General features: G+C 60.2%; 21 protein-coding genes. 9 read left to right on the top strand and 12 right to left on the bottom strand.

Annotated features, from left to right (window positions below):
• Positions 1-3 precede the first annotated feature (3 nt).
• From A8O26_RS18465 to A8O26_RS18435, 8 genes are all read left to right on the top strand, one after another.
• Positions 4-798 (top strand): carbon-nitrogen hydrolase family protein, encoded by a 795-nt coding sequence (locus A8O26_RS18465; RefSeq protein ID WP_064119256.1) that lies wholly within the window; start codon positions 4-6, stop codon positions 796-798.
• 38 nt (positions 799-836) lie between these two features.
• Positions 837-3,251, top strand: a complete 2,415-nt coding sequence (gene pqqF, locus A8O26_RS18460) for a pyrroloquinoline quinone biosynthesis protein PqqF (protein ID WP_064119255.1) — start codon at positions 837-839, stop codon at positions 3,249-3,251.
• A gap of 156 nt (positions 3,252-3,407) precedes the next feature.
• Positions 3,408-3,482, top strand: coding sequence for a pyrroloquinoline quinone precursor peptide PqqA (gene pqqA / locus A8O26_RS29465; protein WP_003422658.1), 75 nt, complete (start codon positions 3,408-3,410; stop codon positions 3,480-3,482).
• 81 nt (positions 3,483-3,563) lie between these two features.
• On the top strand, positions 3,564-4,475 hold the full coding sequence (pqqB, locus tag A8O26_RS18455) for a pyrroloquinoline quinone biosynthesis protein PqqB (protein WP_064119254.1): 912 nt from the start codon (positions 3,564-3,566) through the stop codon (positions 4,473-4,475).
• A 136-nt stretch (positions 4,476-4,611) separates the two neighbouring features.
• Positions 4,612-5,364: a pyrroloquinoline-quinone synthase PqqC gene (gene pqqC, locus A8O26_RS18450; protein ID WP_064119253.1), complete on the top strand. Its 753-nt coding sequence runs from the start codon at positions 4,612-4,614 to the stop codon at positions 5,362-5,364.
• Positions 5,361-5,636 (top strand): pyrroloquinoline quinone biosynthesis peptide chaperone PqqD, encoded by a 276-nt coding sequence (gene pqqD, locus A8O26_RS18445; RefSeq protein ID WP_064119252.1) that lies wholly within the window; start codon positions 5,361-5,363, stop codon positions 5,634-5,636. Before pqqC ends, pqqD begins: the two co-directional genes overlap by 4 nt.
• The gene (pqqE, locus tag A8O26_RS18440; protein WP_172828180.1) at positions 5,629-6,768 is read left to right on the top strand and encodes a pyrroloquinoline quinone biosynthesis protein PqqE; all 1,140 of its coding nucleotides are present in this window, start codon (positions 5,629-5,631) and stop codon (positions 6,766-6,768) included. Before pqqD ends, pqqE begins: the two co-directional genes overlap by 8 nt.
• Positions 6,734-8,545 carry a S9 family peptidase gene (locus A8O26_RS18435; RefSeq protein ID WP_064119250.1) on the top strand — a complete coding sequence of 604 codons (1,812 nt, stop codon included), beginning with the start codon at positions 6,734-6,736 and terminating at the stop codon, positions 8,543-8,545. The genes pqqE and A8O26_RS18435 overlap by 35 nt, the downstream gene beginning before the upstream one ends.
• Before the next feature lie 118 nt (positions 8,546-8,663).
• Here the strand turns inward: A8O26_RS18435 and A8O26_RS29200 are convergent, their stop codons facing one another.
• Both A8O26_RS29200 and A8O26_RS18430 read right to left on the bottom strand, forming a co-directional pair.
• Positions 8,664-8,822 (bottom strand): YqaE/Pmp3 family membrane protein, encoded by a 159-nt coding sequence (locus A8O26_RS29200; protein ID WP_003228885.1) that lies wholly within the window; start codon positions 8,820-8,822, stop codon positions 8,664-8,666.
• A 194-nt stretch (positions 8,823-9,016) separates the two neighbouring features.
• Entirely contained in the window at positions 9,017-10,300 is a 1,284-nt protein-coding gene (locus A8O26_RS18430) for an aspartate aminotransferase family protein (protein WP_064119249.1), read from the bottom strand.
• A 169-nt stretch (positions 10,301-10,469) separates the two neighbouring features.
• On the opposite strand from A8O26_RS18430, the gene A8O26_RS18425 reads away from it, so the two are divergent.
• Positions 10,470-11,384, top strand: coding sequence for a LysR family transcriptional regulator (locus A8O26_RS18425; RefSeq protein WP_064119248.1), 915 nt, complete (start codon positions 10,470-10,472; stop codon positions 11,382-11,384).
• Between the two features lie 227 nt (positions 11,385-11,611).
• Here A8O26_RS18425 and A8O26_RS18420 read toward each other — a convergent pair whose 3' ends face one another.
• The 10 genes from A8O26_RS18420 to bioF all read right to left on the bottom strand — a co-directional run bounded on the left by A8O26_RS18420 (position 11,612) and on the right by bioF (position 25,272).
• Complete coding sequence (locus tag A8O26_RS18420) at positions 11,612-13,390, bottom strand: acyl-CoA dehydrogenase C-terminal domain-containing protein (protein ID WP_064119247.1); 1,779 nt, start codon at positions 13,388-13,390, stop codon at positions 11,612-11,614.
• A 261-nt stretch (positions 13,391-13,651) separates the two neighbouring features.
• Entirely contained in the window at positions 13,652-15,448 is a 1,797-nt protein-coding gene (locus A8O26_RS18415; RefSeq protein ID WP_064119246.1) for an acyl-CoA dehydrogenase C-terminal domain-containing protein, read from the bottom strand.
• 90 nt (positions 15,449-15,538) lie between these two features.
• Positions 15,539-16,828 (bottom strand): GGDEF domain-containing protein, encoded by a 1,290-nt coding sequence (locus tag A8O26_RS18410; RefSeq protein ID WP_064119245.1) that lies wholly within the window; start codon positions 16,826-16,828, stop codon positions 15,539-15,541.
• Between the two features lie 198 nt (positions 16,829-17,026).
• Positions 17,027-19,129 carry a cytochrome-c peroxidase gene (locus tag A8O26_RS18405; protein ID WP_064119244.1) on the bottom strand — a complete coding sequence of 701 codons (2,103 nt, stop codon included), beginning with the start codon at positions 19,127-19,129 and terminating at the stop codon, positions 17,027-17,029.
• Positions 19,130-19,402: 273 nt separating this feature from the next.
• Positions 19,403-21,208, bottom strand: a complete 1,806-nt coding sequence (locus A8O26_RS18400; RefSeq protein WP_064119243.1) for a phenylacyl-CoA dehydrogenase — start codon at positions 21,206-21,208, stop codon at positions 19,403-19,405.
• Positions 21,209-21,483: 275 nt separating this feature from the next.
• Positions 21,484-21,780 (bottom strand): hypothetical protein, encoded by a 297-nt coding sequence (locus A8O26_RS18395; RefSeq protein WP_064119242.1) that lies wholly within the window; start codon positions 21,778-21,780, stop codon positions 21,484-21,486.
• 107 nt (positions 21,781-21,887) lie between these two features.
• Positions 21,888-22,568 (bottom strand): dethiobiotin synthase, encoded by a 681-nt coding sequence (gene bioD, locus A8O26_RS18390; protein WP_064119241.1) that lies wholly within the window; start codon positions 22,566-22,568, stop codon positions 21,888-21,890.
• On the bottom strand, positions 22,565-23,377 hold the full coding sequence (bioC, locus tag A8O26_RS18385) for a malonyl-ACP O-methyltransferase BioC (protein WP_064119240.1): 813 nt from the start codon (positions 23,375-23,377) through the stop codon (positions 22,565-22,567). The genes bioD and bioC overlap by 4 nt, the downstream gene beginning before the upstream one ends.
• Positions 23,370-24,101 (bottom strand): alpha/beta fold hydrolase, encoded by a 732-nt coding sequence (locus tag A8O26_RS18380; RefSeq protein WP_064119239.1) that lies wholly within the window; start codon positions 24,099-24,101, stop codon positions 23,370-23,372. Before A8O26_RS18380 ends, bioC begins: the two co-directional genes overlap by 8 nt.
• Positions 24,094-25,272 (bottom strand): 8-amino-7-oxononanoate synthase, encoded by a 1,179-nt coding sequence (gene bioF, locus A8O26_RS18375; protein WP_064119299.1) that lies wholly within the window; start codon positions 25,270-25,272, stop codon positions 24,094-24,096. Before bioF ends, A8O26_RS18380 begins: the two co-directional genes overlap by 8 nt.
• Positions 25,273-25,403 lie beyond the last annotated feature (131 nt).

The following is a 25,403-nucleotide window of genomic DNA, read 5'->3' as shown; positions in this document are numbered from 1 at the left end:
CTGATGCGTGTAGCCCTTTACCAATGTCCGCCACTGCCACTGGAACCCGCCGTCAACCTGCAACGCCTGCATCAGCTGGCGATGGAGGCCAAGGGCGCCGACCTGCTGGTGTTGCCGGAGATGTTCATGACCGGCTACAACATTGGCGCCGAAGCGGTGAGTACACTGGCCGAGGTCTACAACGGCGAATGGGCGCAGCAGATCGGCCGGATCGCCAAGGCTGCCGGTTTGGCTATTGCGTATGGTTATCCCGAGCGCACCGCCGACGGGCAGATTTACAACGCCGTGCAGTTGATCGATTCAAACGGTGAGCGCCTTTGCAATTACCGCAAGACGCATCTGTTCGGCGATCTGGACCGCTCGATGTTCAGCCCCGGCGATGACGATTTCCCCATCGTCGAGCTCAACGGCTGGAAGCTCGGTTTCCTGATCTGCTACGACCTGGAGTTTCCGGAAAACACCCGGCGTCTGGCACTCGCCGGCGCCGAGCTGATTCTGGTACCGACGGCGAACATGATTCCGTTCGATTTCGTCGCCGACGTCACCGTGCGTTCGCGCGCCTTCGAAAACCAGTGCTACGTGGCCTACGCCAACTATTGCGGCAGCGAAGGCGAGATCCATTATTGCGGGCAAAGCAGCCTCGCCGCGCCGGATGGCAGCCGTATCGCCCAGGCCGGACTCGACGAAGCGCTGATCATCGGCGAACTGGATCGGCAGTTGATGCTCGACTCCCGCGCGGCCAATCGCTACCTCAGCGACCGCCGCCCGGAGCTTTACGGCGCGCTGAACCAGCGCTAATCCGCTAGCATTGGCACTTCACTGTTCTGGAAGTGCCCATGCCTGCGCCGACTCACCCCCGCCCCCACACCGAAACCCTGGCCAACGGCTTGCGCGTGACCCTGCGTCATGTGCCCGACCTGAAGCGCAGCGCCGCTGTCTTGCGCGTGGCAGCCGGTAGCCATGACGTGCCGCTGGCGTGGCCGGGGCTGGCGCATTTTCTTGAGCATTTGCTGTTTCTCGGTACCGAGCGGTTTCCCACGGGCGAAGGGCTGATGGCCTACGTGCAAGGTCACGGTGGGCAAGTGAATGCCAGCACGCGCGAACGCACAACCGAGTTCTTTTTTGAGTTACCGACCCGAGCGTTCAGCGACGGGCTGGAGCGTCTGTCAGACATGCTCGCCAAGCCGCGTATGAATCTGGACGATCAACTGCGGGAACGAGAGGTGTTGCAAGCGGAATTCGTCGCTTGGTCACAGGATCCTGCAGCGCAGCAGCAGTTTTCCTTATTTGAAGGTTTACCGGCAGAGCATCCGCTGCGCGGCTTCCACGCGGGGAATCGAGACAGCCTGCAAGTTGAAAGCGTTGAGTTTCAACAGGCGTTGAAAGATTTCCACCAGCAGTTTTATCAAACCGGGCAGGTGACCTTGAGTCTGGTCGGGCCGCAAGGTCTCGATGAGTTGAAAGCACTGGCTGAGCAGTTTGCGGCGGCTTTGCCGGTTGGGGATAAAGTGGCCCAGGCGGCAACCGTGCCACTGGCGGTGAAAAGTTATCAACAGGTCGGTGAGCAGCGCGGCAACCTGATATTTGCCTTTGATGCCCTGCCAGAATCGTCCGAGGAGGCTCTGGCGTTTCTCTGCCATTGGCTGAACAGCGCCAAGCCCGGCGGCCTGTTGGCGCATTTGCAACAGCAACAACTGGCGGATGGCTTGAAAGCGGCACCGGTGTATCGGTTTGCCGGACAAGCGTTGCTGCATCTTGAATTCACCGCTCCCACCGAATCGTTAGACGCCATTCGCGAACAACTGCTCGATTGGCTGAGCTTTTTTGCTCAGCAGGATTGGACGCCATTGCGCAAGGAATACGCCGCCCTGCTGCAACGCCAGCAGCAAGTCAGCGGCGCGTTGCAACTGGCGCGGCTCGACAGCGAGCAACGCGAAACGGGCGTGTCCGAAAACGCTGCGACACCCCTCGAACAGATCCTTGCTGAAATCGGCACTGTGGATAACTTCAGCAGGCACTGGCACCTGCCCACCGCCAATCCTTTCCTGCGTGCCAATGAACCACTGGCCAACGCCGGACTGATTCGCGGCCAGACCAGCGCCCACCGTGGCCTGCGCACCTTCGCTCAGGATCGCTCGCGCGGCCGTCGCGAACGCTCGCCGATGCAGTTCAGCCAGGCATTGCCGGACAGCGGTGATGAAGGCGCGATTTATCTGCGTTGGCAGGTTGAGGCTGCAGCCAGCACTGAGCTGCACTCGAGATTGCAACGCAGTCTCCGCCAGACTCAGCAGGACGCGCGCGAGGCTGGAGTCGAGCTGTCTTTCGGCGCCACTGGCAATCAATGGCTGCTGAAGCTCACCGGCCTGCAGGAGCCAATGCCCGGCGTCCTCGAGCACGCGCTGAAATGTCTGACGCAAGTTGATGCAGATTCGCCGCTTACTGCGCCTGAAACGCCGCTGATCCCTATCCGCCAATTGCTTGAAGCGCTGCCGGAACATGCTCTGCAATCCGCCGAAACCGGCGACGACACCCAACGCCTGTGGACAACTTCGCGTTGGGACGGCCTCGCTTTGGGTCTGAATCAACAGACGCAATCCGCCATGGGCCTGGCCCTGAGCCGTATTCCCGGGATCCCGGACACTCAGTTGCCAGCGCCAGCTACGATCACCGCGCAAAAACACTGGCGCCATATCGCTACCGCGTCCAGTGAACACGCCTTGCTGCTGTGCTGCCCGACCGCCGGCCACGGCATTGCCGGCGAAGCTGCCTGGCGACTGCTCGCGCAGCTTTGCCAGACGCCGTTCTATCAGCGCCTGCGAGTCGAATTGCAATTGGGTTACGCGGTGTTCAGTGCGCTTCGTCAGATGCAGGGCCAAACCGTCATCCTGTTCGGCGTGCAGTCCCCAAGTGCCAAACCTGCGGAATTGCTCGAGCACATTCAACAGTTCCTCAACAGGATTCCTGCGCTGTTTGAACAGCTGGATGACGATAGCCTCAGCCAACATCGACAAAACCTCGCCGATCAATTCGACGAGGCCAATCTGTCCAGCAAAGACGCTGCCGAACTGCTCTGGCAGGCCAAGCTTGCTGGCCACTCGTCGGATTATCTTGAACAACTGAGGCTCGACATCGGCCAGCTGAATCGTCAGACACTGCTCCGCGCTGCGCAGCGTTTGATCAGTGCCGAAGGCGGCTGGCTCTGCCTCGCCAGCGATCCGGCACCCGAAACCCTATGGCAAGCGGCAAATTGATCATTACCGAGGCTGCAAGGAGCTTTCTCAAAGATTCACGGGCAATCGCGGTGAAATTTTGAGTAACATAGCAGCCTAACTATTTGGAACATCTCTGCGCTGCCGTGGACTATAACTATGGACAGCGCTATCCCACCCACCCTGAGGAGACACACCATGTCCTGGACAAAACCGGCTTACACCGACCTGCGTATCGGCTTCGAAGTCACCATGTACTTCGCCAGCCGCTGAGTTCTGCTTACGTAGAATTGCAGTGCAACGCCTCGGCTCGCCGGGGCGTTTTATTTTCCGCGTTGAAATGATGGAGTGTTCATGTTCGTCCAGATTCTGGGTTCGGCCGCTGGCGGCGGTTTTCCGCAGTGGAACTGCAACTGCGTCAATTGCGCAGGCTTTCGCGACGGCAGCCTGAATGCCAAGGCCCGTACCCAATCGTCCATCGCGATTTCCGACGACGGCGTGAACTGGGTGCTGTGCAACGCCTCGCCGGACATCCGCGCGCAGTTGCAAAGCTTCGCCCCGATGCAACCGGGCCGCGCCCTGCGTGACACCGGCATCAGCGCCATCATCCTGATGGACAGCCAGATCGACCACACCACCGGCCTGCTCAGCCTGCGCGAAGGCTGCCCGCATCAGGTCTGGTGCACGGACATGGTTCACGAAGACCTCAGCACCGGTTTTCCGCTGTTCAAGATGCTCACGCACTGGAACGGCGGGCTGGCCTGGAACCGCATCGAACTCGACCAGAGTTTCACCGTGGCCGCCTGTCCAAACCTGCGTTTCACCCCGCTGCCGTTGCGCAGCGCCGCGCCGCCGTATTCGCCGCACCGTTTTGATCCGCATCCAGGCGACAACATTGGCTTGATCGTCGAAGACCTGAAGACTGGCGGGAAATTGTTCTACGCGCCGGGTCTGGGCAAGGTCGACGCACCGCTGCTGGAGATCATGGCGGGCAGCGATTGCCTGTTAGTCGACGGCACGATGTGGGATGACGATGAGATGCAGCGCCGTGGCGTCGGCACCCGTACTGGCCGTGAGATGGGTCATCTGGCACAGAACGGCCCTGGCGGCATGCTCGAAGTGCTTGAGCAATTGCCTGAGCAGCGCAAGGTGCTTATCCACATCAACAACACCAATCCGATTCTCGATGAAGATTCGCCGGAGCGTGCGGAATTGGCGCGGCGTAATGTTGAAGTGGCGTTCGATGGCATGAGTATTGTGTTGTAGCGACCGGCCTCTTCGCGAGCAAGCTCGCTCCCACATTGGATCTGTGGCGTTCACAAACCCTGTGGGAGCGAGCTTGCTCGCGAAGGCGTCCGAATAGACACCCAGGATTCCAACGGTTGTTCCCCGGAGAACCGCAATGACCGACACCCCGCTGTCCCCCGCCGAATTCGAAGCGGCCCTGCGCGCCAAAGGCGCCTACTACCACATCCACCACCCGTATCACGTGGCGATGTACCAAGGCCGCGCCACGCGCGAGCAGATTCAGGGCTGGGTCGCCAATCGCTTCTACTATCAGGTGAACATTCCCCTGAAAGACGCGGCGATCCTCGCCAATTGCCCCGACCGCGAAATCCGCCGCGAGTGGATTCAGCGCCTGCTCGATCACGACGGCGCCCCCGGTGAAGACGGCGGCATCGAAGCCTGGCTGCGCCTCGGTCAAGCGGTCGGTCTCGACCCGGATCAACTGCGCTCTCAGGAACTGGTATTGCCCGGCGTGCGTTTTGCCGTCGACGCCTACGTCAACTTCGCCCGTCGCGCCAGTTGGCAAGAAGCCGCCAGCAGTTCGCTGACCGAACTGTTCGCACCGCAGATCCACCAATCGCGCCTCGACAGTTGGCCGCAGCATTACCCGTGGATCGACCCGGCCGGTTACGAATACTTCCGCACCCGCCTCGGTCAGGCGCGCCGCGATGTCGAGCATGGTCTGGCGATCACGCTCGAGCACTACAAGACCCGCGAAGGCCAGGAGCGCATGCTGGAAATTCTCCAGTTCAAACTGGATATTCTTTGGAGCATGCTCGATGCCATGAGCATGGCCTACGAACTGCACCGCCCGCCGTACCACAGCGTCACCGAACAACGCGTCTGGCATAAAGGAATCACCTTATGAGTTTCGACCGCAGCAAAGTCCCGAGCTGGCGCCCAGGTTACCGCTTCCAGTACGAACCGGCGCAGAAAGGCCACGTGCTGCTTTACCCCGAAGGCATGATCAAGCTCAACGACAGCGCCGCGCTGATCGGCGGTTTGATCGACGGCGAACGTGATGTTGCGGCGATCATTGCCAAACTCGATGAGCAGTTCCCCGGCGTGCCTGAGCTCGGTGACGACATCGAGCAATTCATGGAGGTTGCCCGTGCACAGCACTGGATCACCCTTGGCTGATCTACCGGCGAAACCTGAGATCGGCCTGCCGCTGTGGCTGCTCGCCGAGCTGACCTACCGCTGCCCACTGCAATGCCCGTACTGCTCCAATCCACTGGATTTCGCCGAGCAGGGCAAAGAGCTGAGCACCGAGCAGTGGATCAAAGTGTTCCGCGAAGCGCGGGAGATGGGCGCGGCGCAACTGGGCTTTTCCGGTGGCGAGCCGCTGGTGCGTCAGGATCTGGCCGAGCTGATTCATGAAGCGCGGCAATTGGGTTTCTACACCAACCTGATCACCTCGGGCATCGGCCTGACCGAGCAGAAAATCAGCGATTTCAAGAAGGCCGGCCTCGATCACATCCAGATCAGTTTCCAGGCCAGCGACGAGCAAGTGAACAACCTGCTCGCCGGCTCGAAAAAGGCGTTTGCGCAGAAACTGGAAATGGCCCGTGCGGTGAAGGCCCACGGCTATCCGATGGTGCTGAACTTCGTCACCCATCGGCACAACATCGACAAGATCGACCGCATCATCGAGCTGTGCATCGCGCTTGAGGCCGACTTCGTCGAGCTCGCCACTTGCCAGTTTTACGGTTGGGCGCAGCTCAATCGTGTCGGCCTGTTGCCGACCAAGGAACAACTGGTGCGTGCAGAACGCATCACCAACGAATACCGCGCAAAACTGGAAGCCGAAGGGCATCCATGCAAGCTGATTTTCGTCACCCCGGATTACTACGAAGAACGCCCGAAAGCCTGCATGAACGGCTGGGGCAGTATCTTTCTGACGGTCACACCGGACGGCACCGCCCTGCCCTGCCACGGCGCCCGGCAGATGCCGGTGCAATTTCCCAATGTGCGCGACCACAGCATGCAGCACATCTGGTACGACTCGTTCGGCTTCAACCGCTTCCGCGGTTACGACTGGATGCCCGAGCCGTGCCGCTCCTGCGACGAGAAAGAAAAAGACTTCGGCGGCTGCCGCTGCCAGGCGTTCATGCTCACCGGCGATGCAAGCAATGCCGACCCGGTGTGCAGCAAGTCCGAACATCACGGCGTGATCCTCAAGGCCCGCGATGAAGCCGAGACCGCCACCCAAACCATCGAACAACTGGCCTTCCGCAATGAACGAAACTCACGCCTCATCGCTAAAGGCTGAGCCTTTCAGCGCTTCGCAAGCTGTGGCCGCCGGCATGGACTTCGCCGAGTTGCAGCTCGGTGCCAACGGTTTGTTCTGGAATGAATATCGCCCGGAAGATGCCGCGTGCCGGATCTGGCATTGGCGCGATGGCGTGGCGAAATGTCTGACGCCGGATGGCTTCAGCGTACGCAGTCGCGTGTACGAATATGGCGGTGGCGCGTTTTGTCTGACGCCGGACGGGGTGGTTTTCGTCGCAGAGGCCGATCAGCAGTTGTATCGGCAGACTTTGGATGGCGAGCCAGAGGCGCTGACATCGGGCGAGTGCCGTTATGGTGATCTGCATTTTGCTTTCGGCCAGGTTCTGGCGGTTGAGGAACGACATGATCAGCATCGACTCGTGGCGATTGATCTGGCGGACGGCAGTCGACACTTGCTGGCCGAGGGCGCGGATTTTTATGCAGCGCCGATCCTCAGCGCGGACGGCGAACGCTTGGCGTGGATTGAATGGAGTCGGCCGCATCAGCCATGGACGTCGACCCGGTTGATGGTGGCTGAGCGTTTGACCGACGGCGCATACAGTTCGCCGCTATGCGTGGCTGGCACCGAGATTGAAGAGTCCATTCAACAACCGCGATTTGATGATGAAGGTCAGCTGTATTGCCTGACTGATCGCGGTGGTTTCTGGCAGCCATGGGTCGAGACTGCCGACGGTTTGAAACCTTTGTCCGCGGCGCAGGCTGATCACGCTCCGGCGCCGTGGCAACTGGGCGGCTGCACCTGGTTGCCTGTTAAGGATTCGTTTTTAGCCGGCTGGAACGAAAGTGGCTTTGGCCGTCTGACGCTGGGCGGTGAAGATTTCACGGGGGATTACAGCCGCTTTCGTCATTTGGCACTGGATGAAAAAAACATCTACTGCATCGCCGCCTCGCCGATCAGCCCTGCGGCGGTCATCACCATTGATCGTGCAACGCGTGAAGTGAAAGTGCTGGCCGGTGGCGTAGCGCCCCTGCCCGCCGAACGCATCAGCCGTCCGCAAACCCTGCGCTATCCGAGCGGCTCGGGCGAGGCGCACGGATTCTTTTATCCAGCCATGAGCGGCGAGGTAAAACCGCCGTTGGTGGTGTTCATCCACGGTGGTCCGACGTCGGCCTGCTACCCGATGCTCGACCCGCGCATTCAGTATTGGACGCAACGCGGCTTTGCCGTCGCCGATCTCAATTATCGCGGCAGCAGCGGTTATGGCCGCGAATATCGTCAGGCGCTGCACTTGAGCTGGGGTGAGGTGGATGTCGAGGATGCTTGTGCCGTCGTTGCGTATCTTGCCGAACAAGGCTTGATCGACGGTAATCGCGCGTTCATTCGAGGCGGCAGCGCAGGCGGTTACACCACGTTGTGCGCATTGGCGTTCAAGCAGGTCTTCCGCGCTGGCGCCAGCCTTTACGGGGTCAGCGACCCGGTGGCGCTGGCTCGGGCGACGCACAAATTTGAAGGGGATTATCTGGACTGGTTGATCGGTGATCCCGAGCAAGACGCCCAACGCTACGCCGCCCGCACGCCGTTACTGCACGCGAGCAACATCCGCGTGCCGGTGATTTTCTTTCAGGGTGAACTGGACGCCGTCGTCGTCCCAAAACAGACCCGCGACATGGTTACAGCGCTGGAACAGAACGGCATCCCGGTCGAAGCACATTACTACCCCGACGAACGTCACGGCTTCCGCCGCGCGGCCAATCAGGCACATGCGCTGGAGCAGGAGTGGAAGTTTTATCGGCGGGTGATGGAGCTCTCGGACTGAAATACCGAGTTTGCCCCATTCGCGAGCAAGCTCGCTCCCACAGGGTTTTGTGTTGATAACACAATCAAATGTGGGAGCGAGCTTGCTCGCGAAGGCTATCTATAGAGCACCGCCACACTCAGCGCTTGGCGATGATGTACACCGCATGCACGATCCCCGGAATATACCCGCACAACGTCAGCAGAATGTTCAACCAGAACGCCCCGCCAAACCCGACCTGCAGAAACACGCCCAGTGGCGGCAACAGAATAGCGATGATGATGCGAATGAAATCCATGGGGCAGCTCCTGAATGGGGGTTGGCTCACCTGAGCCATACAAGCTAATCGACCTGCGCCGTTCGTCAGGGTTCAGTGCAACTGCCATTTGATCGCCACCACCCCACAAAAAAACGCCCCACGCCAAAAGAATCAGGCGTGGGGCGTGCGTTATACCGCGAGACGGTTCTTTAATTCGGGTAGGACGAGTCAGCTCAGACGGCAATCCCTTTGCGGCATTGCAGTTGCGCGGTGCGTACTCGCGAGAAGGCGCGGGCCAGGCGCAGGAGCATTTCGTCGATGTTGGTTTTGCTCACGGTGAGCGCTGGGGTGAAGCGCAAGCAGTTGGCTTGCGGGGCATTGAGCAGCAGGCCTTCGTGCAGGGCAGCGTGGACCACGGCATCGGCGCAACCGTCCGACAGGGTCAGTCCGTAGAACAAGCCTTGGCCGCGCAGTTCGCCGTGGTCGTAGCGGTGCGCCAAGCGGGCCAGGCCTTCGCGCAGATGCTGGCCGCTGTCGTTGACCTGTTCGAGAAAGCTGCGGTCGTGCACGCTGTCGAGCATCACCAGACCGGCCGCGGTCATCAGTGCGTTGCCGTGATGCGTGCCGCCGAGTTCGCCGGCGTCGAAACAGCAGGCCTTGCCTCGCGCCAATAGCGCTGCCAGCGGCACACCGCCGCCAAGCCCTTTGCCGAGCACGACGATATCGGCGCGCACGCCGTAGGATTGTTCGGCGAGCAAGGTGCCGCAGCGGCCAATGCCGGTTTGCACTTCGTCGAGGATCAGTAGAATGCCTAACTCACGGCACAGCCGTTCGACACCTTTGAGGTAGTGCTCGGTGGCCGGAACGACGCCGGCATCGCTCTGGATGGGCTCGAGCATGATTGCCACGGTCTGCGCATCGACCGCCGCGTGCAGGGCCGACAAGTCGTTGAACGGCATCAGATCAAAACCAGGAAGTAACGGTGCGAAGCGGTTGTGCAGGTTGCAACTGTCCGAGGCGGAAATCGTCGCCAGACTACGGCCATGACATCCCTGCTTCGCAACAATGATCCGCGAGGCGCCGCCGCGATGCAGTTGTCCCCACTTGCGCGCCAGCTTGATTGCCGCTTCACACGCTTCGCTGCCGCTGTTGAGCAAGTACGCCTGATCGCTGGAAGTGGCGGCGCAGAGACGCTCGGCGAGGCTAAGCATGCCGCGATTGTGCAGGTTGAAACCGGGATTGATCAGCGCCTGCGCTTGACTGCTGATGGCTTTCACCAGCGCCGAAGGGCTGTGGCCAAGGCTGTTGGCGCCACCGGCCTGGGAAAAGTCCAGGTACGCGCGGTCGTTACTGTCCCATAGCCACGAACCCTGACCACGGACGAATACCTGTTGCGGCCGCTCGACGCTGGGCATCAGGCGCTCGGCGCTGAGATTTTCGTTATGGTCAGATAGATTGGCCTCGAAAGCGAGGTCATCAAGACTCGGCGTCTGGCGCCGCAAACTGAACAGATTCATTGCAAAAAACCTCGTTTGAGGTGTTTTGAACTGCCTATGTAAACACTCTCGAAGCGAACGCTATTCATCGCGCTTTCTGGCCCTGTAAGCCTTGTGAATGCGGTTAGACTAGGCGCACTGACGGCTTCGGGCCATTTCGATTTCCCAGCATTTTCGATAAGCGTTACTTATGGATTTCAAACAACTGCGTTATTTCGTCGCGGTCTACGAAGAAGGCCACGTTGGCCGGGCGGCAGAACGCCTGTCGATCTCGCAACCGGCGCTGTCGCAGCAGGTCCGCCAGCTCGAACAGAACCTCGACGTCACGCTGTTCGAGCGCAGCAGCAAACGCCTGCTGCCGACACTCGCCGCGCACACCTTGTACAACCACGCGGTTCCGTTACTCGACGGACTGCAACGGGCGCGCGAAGCGCTGGGCAACTTCAAGGGCCAGGCCTTGCGCACGCTGGCGATCGGCGTACTGCAAACGGTTCACACCAGCTTGGTGCCGCAAATGCTTGAGCGTGTGCGCAAGGCGCAGCCGCATCTGGTCGTGCAGATCTATGAATTGACTGGACTTGAGATCGAGCGGCGACTGCTCAACGGCTCGCTGGACATTGGCATCAGTTATCTACCGCCGCGCCAACCGGGCCTGCATGGCGTGATGTTGTACGAAGATGAACTGACGCTGGTGATCCCGGCGGATCATCCATTGCGTGAATTCAAGAAAGTCTCAATGCGCCAGGCCGCCGAATTGCCGATGTTGCTGTTGGGCGAAGAGTTTCAGATCCGCCAGATCTGGCAGGCGCAACTGACCGCCCTCGGACGCCGCCCGCAGGTGCAAGCCGAGCTGAACAATATGGTGGGGATTCTCGACAGTCTGCCGCACACCAAACTGGCGACGGTGCTGCCGGGGCGCTCGCAGAAGGAGTACGACGATCAGGATTTGCTGTGGAAGCCGCTGAGCGAACCTCGGGTGCCGCTGAAAGTTGGCCTGGTCTGTCGCGATGTGCAACGCCAGCAAGCCTCTTTGGCGTTGTTGCGGACATTGCTGGAAGAAGTGATGGAACGTGAAGTGAAACCGCCGCTGGATCCCTTGGCCTGAGCATTTTTCTGCAGGCAAAAGAAAACCCCGCCGAAGCGGGGCTTTGCAGACTGTTTCCCTGACATCCATTTCACTCCGCCACCCTGGCAGAATCCTACGTGTCCGTGTTGTTGCTTTGCGCTTCCTGCGCGACGTCCATGAGTTGTAGATTAGCTGTGGATCCAATCTACGCCTATGGGAGAACAGCAGCACGTCATGTAAGAGAATGCTTACATGACGTTACATCGTCAGAATTGCGCTGCATCCAGCAGGAACAGCGACTCGCTACCGGCCTTGACCGACGCGCTCAACGAGTGAATACGCGGCAACAGACGGGCGAAATAGAAGCGCGCGGTGCCGAGCTTGCTGGCGTAGAAATCGTCTTGCGCCTCTTTGCCCAGCGACGCTTTGGCCATCAATGCCCACATGTAGGCGTAGGCGGTGTAGCCGAACGCTTGCAAATATTCGACAGAAGCCGCGCCGATTTCGTTCGGATTGTTTTTCGCCCGGTCCAACAACCACGAAGTCAGCTCGTCGAGAGTGTCGACGGCATCGTTCAGCGGCTTGGTGAACTCGCCCAGATCGGCGCTGGCGGTCGCAGTGAAGTGGCGGATCTCATCAGCGAACAGCTTGTAGAACGCGCCGCCGCTGCCGACGATCTTGCGACCGACCAGGTCCAGCGCCTGAATGCCGTTGGTGCCTTCGTAGATCTGAGTGATGCGCACGTCACGCACCAGTTGCTCCTGGCCCCACTCACGGATGTAGCCATGGCCGCCGAAAATCTGCTGGCCGTGCACAGTGGTTTCCAGACCCAGATCGGTGAGGAACGCCTTGGCCACCGGGGTCAGCAACGCGACCAGATCTTCCGCACGCTTGCGCGTGGTGGCGTCTTCGCTGAACTTGGCGGTATCGAGTTGCATCGCCACGTAGGTGGAGAACGCCCGGCCGCCTTCGTTCGAGGCTTTCATGGTCAGCAGCATGCGACGCACGTCCGGGTGGACGATGATCGGGTCAGCGACCTTGTCTTTGTTCTGCGCACCAGTCGGCGAACGGCTTTGCAGACGGTCGCGCGCATATTCCACGGCGTTCTGGTAGGAGCGCTCGCCGGTGGCCAGGCCTTGAATACCGACGCCCAGACGTTCGTAGTTCATCATGGTGAACATCGCGTTCAGGCCTTTGTTCGGCTCACCGACCAGATAACCCACGGCTTCGTCGAAGTTCATCACGCACGTCGCGGAGGCCTGGATGCCCATCTTGTGTTCGATCGAACCGCAGTTCGCCGGGTTGCGCGCGCCAAGGCTACCGTCGGCATTGACCATGAACTTCGGCACGAGGAACAGCGAGATGCCTTTCGGGCCCGCCGGAGCGTCCGGCAGCTTGGCCAGCACCAGGTGAATGATGTTTTCAGTGAGGTCGTGTTCGCCACCGGTGATGAAGATCTTGGTGCCGCTGACCTTGTAGGAACCGTCGGCTTGAGGCTCGGCCTTGGTGCGGATGATCCCCAGGTCGGTGCCGGCGTGCGGCTCGGTCAGGCACATGGAACCGGCCCAGACGCCGGCGTACATGTTCGGCAGGTACGCGGCTTTCAACTCTTCGCTGGCGTGGGCATTGATCGACAGGCAAGCACCGGCGGTCAGCATCGGGTACAGACCGAATGACAGGCTGGCGGAGTTGACCATTTCTTCAACCTGCGCCGACACAGCTTTGGGCATGCCCATGCCGCCGTATTCGGGATCACCGCCAACGCCGACCCAGCCGCCTTCAGCGTAGGTCTGATAAGCCTGTGGAAAACCGGCTGGAGTGGTGACGGCGCCGTCAGCCCAGTGGCAGCCTTCTTCGTCAGCGGCGCGGCTCAGCGGCGCGATGCTTTTGCTGGTGACCTTGCCGGCCTCTTCGAGAATGGCTTCAACCGTTTCGGCGTCGACGGTCTCGGCCAGTGCTGGCAATTCGGCCCAGAGTTTGGCGACCTCGAACACTTCATTGAGGACGAAGCGCATATCGCGCAGCGGCGCTTTGTAGTCAGCCATGGCAAACCTCGCAAGATCTAAACAGGTGATTCGTGGAATGGTGTTTTCGTTGAGCCTGAGTGTACCTCAACAACTTTTGCGACACATAGGGTCAACCGGTGACCGATTTGTTATTTTTAGTCACAAGCTTGAAATGATAGCCAAGGGATACAGAAAAACCTGTGGCGAGAGAACTTGCTCCCGCTCGGGTGCGTAGCAGCCGCCAATCGGTGTGCACTGCGCACTCAAGCGGGAGCAAGCTCCCTCGCCACGAACAGCAGGTCAGAGTGCGAACAATTCTGCAGGCAGGTTCATCAAACAATCACTCCCCGCTTCAATCGCCGCCCGATGCGCCGCCGTACGCGGCAACAGGCGCTTGAAGTAAAACTCGCACGTCGCCAATTTGCCCCGCAGGTAATCCGCTTCGCCCTCGCCCGCCTCCAATTGCGCCTGCGCCACCCACGCCATGCGCAACCACAGATAACCGAGAATGATGTAACCGCTGTACATCAGATAATCCACCGACGCCGCGCCCACTTCATCAGGGTTCTTCATGGCCGCCATGCCGACCTTCATGGTCAGGTCGCCCCACTGCTGATTCAGCTCGTTGAGCTGCGCAACAAAACTGCCCAACTGCGGATGCTCGGCGTTGGCCGCGCAGAACTTGTGGACGATTTTGGTAAAGCCGCGCAGCAATTTGCCCTGACTGCCCAACACCTTGCGCCCGAGCAGATCCAGCGCCTGAATGCCATTAGTGCCTTCGTAAATCGGCGCAATCCGGCAATCGCGCACCAGTTGCTCCATGCCCCATTCACGAATGAAGCCATGGCCGCCAAACACTTGCATGCCGTGATTGGTCACTTCCAGCCCGGTGTCGGTCATGAACGCTTTGCAGATTGGCGTAAGGAACGCCAACAAGTCTTCGGCGTCCTGACGTGCCTCGGCATCGCTGCTCAGGTGCGCGACATCGAGCAGTTGCGCGGTGAAGTAGGTCAGCGCGCGGTTGCCTTCGTTGAAGGCTTTCATGGTCAGCAGCATGCGCCGCACATCCGGGTGGACGATGATCGGGTCGGCGGCTTTGTCCGGGGCTTTGGCCCCGGTCAACGAGCGCATCTGCAAGCGGTCGTTGGCGTATTTGATTGCGCCCTGAAAGCTTGCCTCGCCCAGACACAAGCCCTGCATGCCGGTGCCGAGGCGCGCGTGATTCATCATGGTGAACATGCAGTTGAGGCCCTTGTTCGGCTCGCCGATCAGGTAGCCCTTGGCGCCGTCGAAGTTGAGCACGCAGGTGGCCGAGGCCTTGATGCCCATTTTGTGTTCGATCGAGCCGCAGGACACACCATTGCGCTCGCCCGCCTCGCCTGCCGTATCGGCGAGGAATTTCGGCACGATGAACAACGAAATGCCTTTGGTGCCCGCCGGCGCATCCGGAAGTTTGGCCAACACCAGGTGGATGATGTTGTCGCTCATGTCGTGCTCGCCGGCGGAGATGAATATCTTGCTGCCGGTGACCGCGTAACTGCCGTCAGCCTGAGGCACGGCGCGGGTTTTGATGATGCCCAGATCGGTGCCGCAATGCGCTTCGGTCAGGCACATGGTGCCGGTCCATTGCCCGGCGGTGAGTTTGCTCAGGTAGGTTTCTTTCTGCTCGGCACTGCCGTGGGCGTGGATTGCCGACATCGCACCGTGGGTCAGGCCCGGGTACATGCCCCACGAGGTGTTGCTGGAGCCGACCATCTCACTGATGACCAGCCCCAGCGAACTCGGCAGACCCTGGCCGCCGTAGGTCGGATCTGCCGCCAGACCGTGCCAGCCACCTTCGACATATTGTGCGAAAGCCTGCTTGAAGCCTGTAGGCGTTGTCACCACGCCATTGTCGAAATGGCAGCCCTCTTCATCACCACTGCGATTGAGCGGTGCGAGGACGTTTTCGCAGAATTTCGCGCCCTCTTCGAGGATCGCGCTGATCATGTCCGGGCTGGCGTCGTGCGCGCCGAGGGCGGCGTAGTTGGTGTGGAAGTCGAAGACGTGGTCGATCAGAAAGCGCATGTCGCGCAGGGGAGCTTTGTACTCAGGCATGGTGGCTTCTCCGTCAGCAGATTGCCTCAACCTACTGCCGGCCACCACGCCCCACAATCACTGTGCAGACGCTGAATGCGCCGTCATCACTCAACCTGCGGCAGCGTCCATGCGCACCGCGCCGCGACGATTCTGCCCGTACGCCATCACGCAGTTACGCCCCGCGCCTTTGGCGGCGTAGAGCGCCTCGTCAGCGGATTTCAGCACTTGTTCCGGGTTGCGCTGCTCCACTCGTTCAGCAACGCCAATGCTCACCGTGACCGAAACGCTGGAGGCCCCGGAGCCGGCGCGGCGCTGCCGACCTTGCTGGTCATCCTGCGGGCGGTTTTCCTGATTGCGCAGTTGAATGCTGTAGGAGGCAATCGACTCGCGGATCACCTCAAGGTGCGGCATGCACTCTTCGAGGGTTTTGCCTGCGAATACCAGGGCGAATTCCTCACCGCCATAGCGATATGCCCTACCGCCACCGCTGATTTTCGACAGTTTGCTGGCGACCAGACGCAGCACCTGATCACCGACATCGTGGCCGTGGGTGTCGTTGAATTTCTTGAAGTGGTCGACGTCGCTCATCGCCAGTACGTAATTGCGCCCGAGGCGCTGCATGCGTTCGTTGAGCGCGCGACGCCCCGGCAGACCGGTGAGCTCGTCACGGAAGGCCATTTGATAAGCCTCATGCGCAACGGCGGCGGCGATCATCAACATCACCTGGCTGCACATGATGTTCAGGGTAAACGGCAGGATGAAGGTTTTCGGCAGCATCCAGAACACCCCGAGCAAACCCACCAGTTGCGCCGCATGCAGCGGCCGCGGGTTGCGCCAATACTGCCAGGCGAGCAGCAGGAACGCCGAGATGAACACCGGATACGAGAGCTGGATCAGACTCATCCACGCGCCGTGCAGCGCCGGCCAACGGATTTCCGAGAGCCACATCAGCAACGCCTGGGGATAACTTTGCTCAAGCCCCAGCGCCACGCTGCCGAAGGCCAGCAACACGGCGAAGCGCGCGACCATGTCCTGGAACAGATGCGTACGTTCCTGCCACGCCGCAAACAGGCCGAACAACAACGGCAACAACAAACACACAAGGTGAAAGACCACGGCAGCGTCTTCGCGCACCTTGCCGTTGTCGCGGTAATAGTCGGTCTGGGTGTCGAGCAAAAAGTAGGCGATATACACCGTGAGCATCAGAAACAGTTCACGCTGACGTCGATAAACCGCGCAATAAGCGCCGCCCAGCAACAGCACCAACGTTGGCAGCACGTTGAACAGCGACGTGAAGAACACGTTGAGGTCTTTGACGTACGCAGCCGCCAACCCCGCGAGTAACAACAGCAGTGAAGGCAGGAAATGACTGAAACGTACAGCGGAAGAACGCGGCAAGGGTAAAGCTCCGACCCGTCATATCAAAGAGATGGCATTGTGCCTGCAATGTGGCCAGTTAAGCACACACAATGTGATCCAGATCACACGCAGTCTCTTTAACGGCAGAAAACCTGACTATCTGAGCGATTTGCCAAGTTTTTTGCCTCCAGCGAGGCGATGGCCATCATGAATGATGGCCAGGCTGGGAAATTCCCCTCAAAGATCGTTGTAAAACGGCAGCAGCGGGCCCTCTGCCGGACTGCGTCCTTCGGCACCGTAGGGCTTGAGATTGAGCGAAGCATCCGCCGCTTGCCGGGTGGTGACTTTCGGACTGGCGGGGCGCTGGGTCACGGCGTTTTCATCACCGATATGGCCCTGCGGGATGACCAGCGACGGATGATCGAACGGCGCCCGCTCCCAGGCCACGCGCGGATCGGTCAGGCCGATTTCCATGAATTTCACCAGCGCGTCGATTTCTTCCGGCGTCAGGTTGAGATTGGTCATGTCCGGATCAAGGTTCGAGGTGTTGTGCTGATTCGCCGAAGGATGCTCGAAACCGCTGGTGTTGTTGGCGTCCTCGCCACGGCGATCACCGCCACGGTTGTAGAACTCCATCACTTGCTTGAGCGTCGCGCGGCTGCCGTTGTGAAAGTACGGCCCGGTCAGCGCGATGTTGCGCAGGGTCGGCGTCTTGAAAGCGCCGTCGACCGAATCGCGGAAGTTGACGTTGGGTTTGAGCGTGGCGTCGCACGGGATCGCTGCGCTCAGGGGTGCTTCGAAGGTGCAGACATCGACGTCCAGCGGATCGGGAATGCTGCCGCCCTGCAACAGCTTGTTGTACTGACGGCTGAATGACCACGGATTGCCCCAGGCATCTGACCCGCCAAGCGCGAGGTCTTCCGAGGTCGGACGCACGCCGGTGTTGTAGAAGCCGTTGTCATAGAGCGTGGTCAGATTGTCGGCCATAACCATGCGTTCGATGCGTTCACGCGGGTGCATCAGCAAACGGCTGGCGGCGTTGGTCAGCTCCGCGCCGCCGTGGCAATTGACGCATTTGCCCTTGCCGAGGAACAGGTTCATGCCCTGAACTTGCTGCGCGTTCATGGCGGTTGAATCGCCTTGCAGATAGGCATCAATCGGCGCCTGGTCGGAGATCAAGGTCGATTCGTACATCTGAATCGCCAGCCCGAAGAACAGCGGGAAGTTGGCTTCCATCTGCGTATACGGCGCACCGCCCACCAGCACATTTTGCGTGGCGTTCCACAGACGTGGCTGGAAGGCGTTTTTGATCAATTCGCGATAAGTCGGACGCCGCGCGCCGGATACCGAAGCGAGCACGGAGTCGTTGGAAGAAATCCGCTGTTGTTTGAGCATCAGTTGATCAAGCATGCGCCGGCCAATGTCGGCAAAGGTGCGGCCACCGCAGGACATTTCCACCCCGCTACCGGGCGGGCCTACCGCTTGCGACGCGGCAGAAGCGTCGTTGAGCGCCAGCCGGACTTTGCTTGCCACGGTGCTGCGCTCGCTGGTCACGTAAATCCCCGCATCGGGATCACGATTGCCGAACGGTGAGAAACCGTTGAACACGTTGTTCGCGCGGCCATCCCAGAAGTTGCGCACGTTGAACGCGGCGTTGATCACCGAGGGCGCGTTGCGCCCGGTGCTGCGGCGCACGTTGATACCGCCGACCTGGAAAATGCCATCGGGCTGCTGGGTGCATTTGTCGAAACGTGGCTGGTTGGGTTTGACGAAGTTGGCGTCGAACACGCCTTGAGAACCGACCACGTCGTCCGTCGAGTAAACAATCGGCGAGTTGCGCTCCAGCGGGTTGCTCAGCACATGGGTCGGGAAATCGGTTTTCTTCAGCGTGTAGTTCGGCCCGCCCTTACCGCCGGACAGCGTCGTGTAGGACGCCACGTCGCCGGGAATGTCCGACGCTACAAAGGGTTTGTTGAAGATCGAGGCAACGTTGGCGTTGGTGTGCGCCTGGCCGGGGTTGAGCTGGTTGGTAATGCGGTGATCGACGCCGGCGTGATAGTGGCAGGACGCACAAGCGGTCGCGCCATCGCTGCCGACTTCCATGTCCCAGAACAACGCCTTGCCGAGCAGGATCGCGGCGGAGCGATTGAGCACGTAGTCGGTCATCAGGTCGACCTTGCGCCCACCCTCGGTTCCGGAGGGATCGGGCGGGACCATGCCACGCAAGGATTGCAGGCTTGGCACTTCCGGAACGGGCGGATCCACTTCGGCGGGATCAGCCGCCATGGCACTGGAGGCAGCAAGTGCAAAGGCTAACCAGACAAGTCGGCAGATGTTCATGTGCTTCACCCTGACGGTTGTTGTTATGCGTTTTGCCGGGCGAGAGGCGTCGTGGAACAGCACAGGATTTCTCGTGAGCGCCGGTTAATCTGCGCAGTGCAATTAATTGGCCATCCTTACGAGAAACATTTTGAATCAATAAACGCTGGGGCTGCGCGCGGTCAGCTCACCGTTTCTGCTGGGGAAACGTCCCCAGTGTTGGGGCAAATCCAGCGCAAAAAAAAACCGCTGCCCCCGTAGGAGCAGCGGTTTTTCAAAAGACCGCGTTAAGGCTTAGTAGCCCAGTGCGAAGTCTTCTTCTTTCATGTCCATCAGGTTGTTGGCGCCCGACAGCATGGTGGCCACGTGCGTACGGGTACGCGGCAGGATGCGCTGGAAGTAGAAGCGCGCAGTTTGCAGCTTGGCGGTGTAGAACGCTGCGTCGCCGGTGCCTTCTGCCAGCTTTTCAGCGGCCAGACGCGCCATGTCGGCCCAGAAATAAGCCAGGCAGGCATAACCGGAGTACATCAGGTAGTCCACGGAGGCCGCGCCCACTTCTTCGCGATCTTTCATGGCAGCCATACCGACCTTCATGGTCAGCTCACCCCATTCCTTGTTGATCGCGGCCAGCGGTGCAACGAATTCTGCAACGGCTTCGTTGCCTTCGTTGTTCTGGCAGAACTTGTGAACGATCTTGGTGAAGCCTTTCAGAGCCTCGCCTTGCGTCATCAGCACTTTACGGCCCAGCAGGTCGAGTGCCTGAATACCGGTGGTGCCTTCGTACAGCATCGAAATGCGGCTGTCGCGAACGTTCTGCTCCATGCCCCACTCGGCGATGAAGCCGTGGCCGCCGTAGATCTGAACGCCGTGGTTAGCGGATTCGAAACCGACTTCGGTCATGAACGCTTTAGCGATCGGAGTCATGAAGGCCAGCAGTGCGTCGGCTTTCTTTTTCTCTTCTTCATCGACGCCGTATTTGACGATGTCGACCTGTTTGGCGGTGAAGTACACCATCGCACGGTTGCCTTCGGCGAACGCCTTCATGGTCAACAGCATGCGGCGTACATCCGGGTGCACGATGATCGGGTCAGCGGCTTTTTCCGGCGCTTTCGGGCCAGTCAGCGAGCGCATTTGCAGACGATCGCGAGCGTACTTCAGGCCGCCCTGGAAACCGATCTCGGCGTGGGCCAGACCTTGCAGTGCGGTACCCAGACGTGCGGTGTTCATAAAGGTGAACATGCAGTTCAGGCCTTTGTTCGCCGGGCCGATCAGGAAACCGGTGGCGCCGTCGAAGTTCATCACGCAAGTGGCGTTGCCGTGGATGCCCATCTTGTGTTCCAGCGAACCGCAGGTCACTGCGTTGCGCTCACCGACGGTGCCATCAGCATTGGGCATGAACTTTGGAACGATGAACAACGAGATGCCTTTGGTGCCAGCCGGTGCGTCCGGCAGGCGGGCCAGCACGATGTGGACGATGTTGTCGGCCATGTCGTGTTCACCGGCCGAGATGAAGATCTTGGTGCCGGAGACTTTGTAAGAACCGTCGGCCTGAGGTTCGGCCTTGGTGCGCAGCATGCCCAGGTCGGTGCCGCAGTGCGGTTCGGTCAGGCACATGGTGCCGGTCCATTCGCCGGAAACCAGCTTGGTCAGATAGGCTTCTTGCTGCTCAGGGGTGCCGTGCTCGGAGATGGTGTTCATCGCGCCGTGCGACAGGCCTGGGTACATGCCCCACGACCAGTTGGCTTCGCCAACCATTTCGCTCACAGCCAGACCCAGCGACTCCGGCAGGCCTTGGCCGCCGTGCTCAACGTCGTGAGCGAGGCTTGGCCAGCCGCCTTCAACAAATTGCTTGTAAGCCTCTTTGAAACCCGTCGGGGTTTTCACGCCGGATTCGCTCCAGGTGCAACCTTCGAGGTCGCCCACGCGGTTCAGCGGTGCCAGTACCTGCTCACAAAACTTGGCGCCTTCTTCGAGAATGGCGTCAACCATGTCCGGAGTCGCGTCTGCGCAAGCCGGAAGGCTCTGATAGTGCGCTTCGTAGCCGAGCAGCTCGTCACGAACGAAGCGAATATCACGCAAGGGGGCCTTGTAGTCAGGCATAGCGATAAACCTCTGCTGATGTAACCGGGAATGAACGACCGTGTTGATTTGTTGTGACGGTCAAACAGTTGTTTGAAACATACGTTTACGCCGAAATCTTGTCAAGCATCGATCTTTTGCCGTTCGTCATCAGATTTTTCAAACGCCGGACACAGAAAACCGCCATGGGCTCGAGCGAGTCATGGGCGCTGCAAAAAGATTAGTTGAGAGAGAAGGACTTACAACGAAAAACGCCGCGACAAGGCGCGGCGTTCAGCAGGCAGACGGCGGAAAAATCATGCGAACGTATCGATGATCGTACCGAGCACTTCGTCGGATGCCTTGGCGACTTTCGCTCCCAGTTCCACTTGGAATTTGCCCTGGGCCATCTGAACCATGTCGCTGCCAGGATCCATCTGCTGGCTACGATCCACACCACGCAGACGATCAATCTGCGCCTCCGAAGACTGGCTGGTGACCGAACGCTCGATGGTGTTGTTGGCGATCTGACTGGCCGCCTGATCGACGCGGTTCTGCCCGCTCTGAATCGAGCTCAGACCTGCGTAAAAAGCTGTGTTACCGGAGATTTCCATAACGGTTCTCATCCTTGGGAAGGATCAATGGCGCCATTGAAACAGAGGCGTCAGAAAAACACCCGTCAAAAACACTAATGGCACAGTGCCTGTCCATAGAGAAAAGCTTAGTCGAGCAGATCCAGTTGCAAATGATCTGCTACCGCCTCTGCACTCAACACCTTCAGTTTCGGCACCCGGCCCAGACACGGCGCCGGAATGCGCTCGGCCAATGTGGCGAGGTTTTCCTCCAGCCGCGAAGTCTTCGGATCGATGATATTCGCCACCCATCCGGCCAGTTGCAGACCATCCCGGGCAATCGCCTCAGCCGTCAGCAGCGCATGACTGATGCAGCCCAGGCGCACGCCTACCACCAGAATCACCGGCAGCTTCAGCGCGATCGCCAAATCCGACAGATTGTCCTGGTCGGCCAACGGCACGCGCCAGCCACCCGCGCCTTCGATCAGGGTGAAATCGGCGTTCATCGCCAGAATCTCGCGCATCGGTGCCAGCAGCGATTGCACCGTCAGCGCCACCCCAGCCTCGCGCGCCGCCAGATGTGGAGCAATCGCCGGCTCGAATGCCACCGGATTGACCTGTTGATAACTCAGCGGCAACGAACACTCGGCCAGCAATGCCAGCGCGTCGGAGTTACGCAACCCCTTCGACGTCACTTCGCACCCGGAAGCGACCGGCTTGCCCGCCGCCGTACTCAACCCGGCGGACCGCGCCGCATGCAGCAATCCGGCGGCGACGGTGGTCTTGCCTACGTCAGTGTCCGTTCCGGTAATGAAATAGGCTGCGCTCATACGGGTTTCTCCAACACGGCGTAGACCACCTGATAAGTCGCCGGCAATCCCGACGCCTCACGGAACTGCTCGTAAGCTTCGACCAGCCCGAGAATCCGCGCCCGCCCAGTCAAACCGCCCGGCCGTCCCGGATTCAGATTGTGCGCCCCTAAAGCTTTCAATTCATGGGTCAGGCTGCGCACATCCGGGTAATGCAACACGTGCGGTTGTTGTTCCAGACTCAACGCCCGCAAACCGCTGGACGCACACAGCTGCTCATAGCGGGCGAACTCACGGAAGCGATTGACGTGCACCAGCCCATCGACCTGTCGCCAGCTATCACGCAACTCAAACAGCGTCCCTACACAAAGACTAGCAAACGCGAAAATCCCACCTGGTTTCAGCACGCGAAAGGCTTCGCTGAGCACCGCGTCGAAATCCGCACACCACTGCACCGCGAGGCTGGAGAAGATCAGATCGCAGGTCGAATCCTGCAATGGCAGCCGTTCTGCATCGCCTGCAATGAAATGCTCGGCACCGCCCAATGGCCGCGCGTGATTGAGCATGCCCTCGGCAATGTCCAGCGCCAAACCGTGGCCCGGAGTAAAACGCGAGCCCAGTGCTCGGGTGAAATAACCGGTGCCGCACCCCAGATCCAGCCAACGCGCGGGTGTGAAAGCCACCGGCAAGCGCTGCAGCAACTGTGTACCGACATCACGTTGCAACTCGGCGACGCTGTCGTAACTGGCCGCCGCGCGAGAAAAAGAAGCCGCGACCTGACGCTTGTCAGGCAAGCCGCCAGGCAGCGCAACAAGAGACAAATCAGTCATCAGCGCACTCATGTAAGAAAGCCTGGATCGCACCGGCCACTCCGTGGGGATCCTCCAGAAGAAACGCATGGCTGGCCTGTTCGATCAGACCCATTTCAATATCCGGCAACAGGGTGAACAACGCCCCTGCCGCTTCCGCCGGCACCAGCGCGTCCTGTCCGGCGAACAGATGAAACTGCGGGCCACGAAACGCTTGCAGCGCTTGGCGAGTATCCAGTTGCGCGAGCAGTTCCAGCCCGGCCATCAACGCTGTCGGCGTGCCATTCGGTGCGCCGCCCTGCATCAACCGCGACAAACCGCGCGCGTCTTGCGCGCCTTGGGCACACAGCAAAGAGAAACGCTTGAGGGTCATCCGCGGATTGCTTTGGCAACCGGCGAGAAACGCGTCGAAGGTCTCACCCGGCATCGCACTCGGCCACTGCTCATCGGCGACAAAGCACGGGTTGCTCGCCAGCGTCAGCAAACCGCAGCAGCGCTCGCCGCGACGTGCCGCCAGCTCGGAGGCGAGCATGCCGCCCAACGACCAGCCACCGAGCCAGACATCCTGGGGAATGTTTTCATCGAGTTCGTCGAGCCACGTTTGCAGATCGCTGGAGTCCAGCTCCGGCAACGGCTCGATTTCGACCTTCAGGTGTTCGTCGAGTCCCTGCAATGCGGCGGCCAGAGGCTCCATCGGCGACACGCCGAGGCCCCAGCCGGGCAGCAGAATCAGGCGATTACGCATGGCTTGGCTCCGACGTCAGTTGGGCAAAGCAATCGGCCAGTCCTTCTAACAATAGCTGCACCTGAGCTTCGCTGTGCGCGGCGGTCAGGGTCACGCGCAGTCGTGCGCTGCCAGCGGGCACGGTCGGCGGGCGGATCGCGGTGACCATCAGCCCGCGCTCGCGCAACATCTGCGACAGACGCACCGCACGGCCGGCGTCGCCAATCAGGATCGGCTGGATCGGCGTGAAGCTGTCCATCAACTCCAGGCCGATCTGCTCGGCGCCATGGCGGAACTGGCGGATCAGCGTTTGCAGATGCTCACGGCGCCAGTGTTCAGTGCGCAGCAACTCCAGACTTTTCAGCGTTGCACACGCCAGCGCGGGCGGCTGGCTGGTGGTGTAGATGTAGGGGCGGGCGAACTGGATCAAACTCTCGATCAGCTCCTCACTGCCGGCAACAAAAGCACCCGCCGTACCGAACGCTTTGCCGAGGGTGCCAACCAGCACTGGCACGTCGTCCTGACTCAAACCGAAGTGTTCGACGATCCCGCCACCGTTGGCCCCCAATGGCCCGAAACCGTGAGCATCATCGACCATCAGCCACGCGCCTTTGGCCTTGGTTTCACGGGCCAGCGCCGGCAAATCCGCGAGGTCGCCGTCCATGCTGAACACACCGTCGGTAACCACCAGCGTGTTGCCGGTGGCCTTTTCCAGACGCTTGGCCAGACTCATCGCGTCGTTGTGCAGGTAACGATTGAAACGCGCGCCGGACAACAGACCGGCATCGAGCAGCGAAGCATGATTGAGGCGATCCTCCAGCACCGTATCGCCCTGCCCGACCAGCGCAGTGACTGCGCCGAGATTGGCCATGTAACCGGTGGTGAACAGCAGCGCACGCGGGCGCCCGGTGAGGTCGGCCAATGCTTCTTCGAGGGCGTGATGCGGGCCGCTGTGGCCGATCACCAAGTGCGAAGCACCACCACCGACGCCCCAGCGTTCAGCACCCGAGCGCCAGGCTTCGATCACTTGCGGGTGATTGGCCAGGCCAAGGTAATCGTTGTTGCAGAAGGCGAGCAGCGGTTTGCCGTCGACCACCACTTGCGGCCCCTGCGGGGATTCAAGCAATGGGCGCTGGCGATAGAGGTTTTCGGCACGACGGGCAGCAAGGCGTGCGGCGAGATCGAAAGACATGCAGGCCTCGACTTTCAAATGACACAGATCCCTGTGGGAGCGAGCCTGCTCGCGAATAGGCCTTCACATCCAACATCAATGTCGACTGAGGCACCGCTTTCGCGAGCAGGCTCGCTCCCACAAGGGGTTTT

It is taken from the genome of Pseudomonas fluorescens (genome assembly GCF_001648775.1).
In the GTDB taxonomy this organism is placed as follows: domain Bacteria; phylum Pseudomonadota; class Gammaproteobacteria; order Pseudomonadales; family Pseudomonadaceae; genus Aquipseudomonas; species Aquipseudomonas fluorescens_M.
Note: the sequence above shows the minus strand (reverse complement) of the source record. Positions and strands in the feature narration are given on the sequence as shown.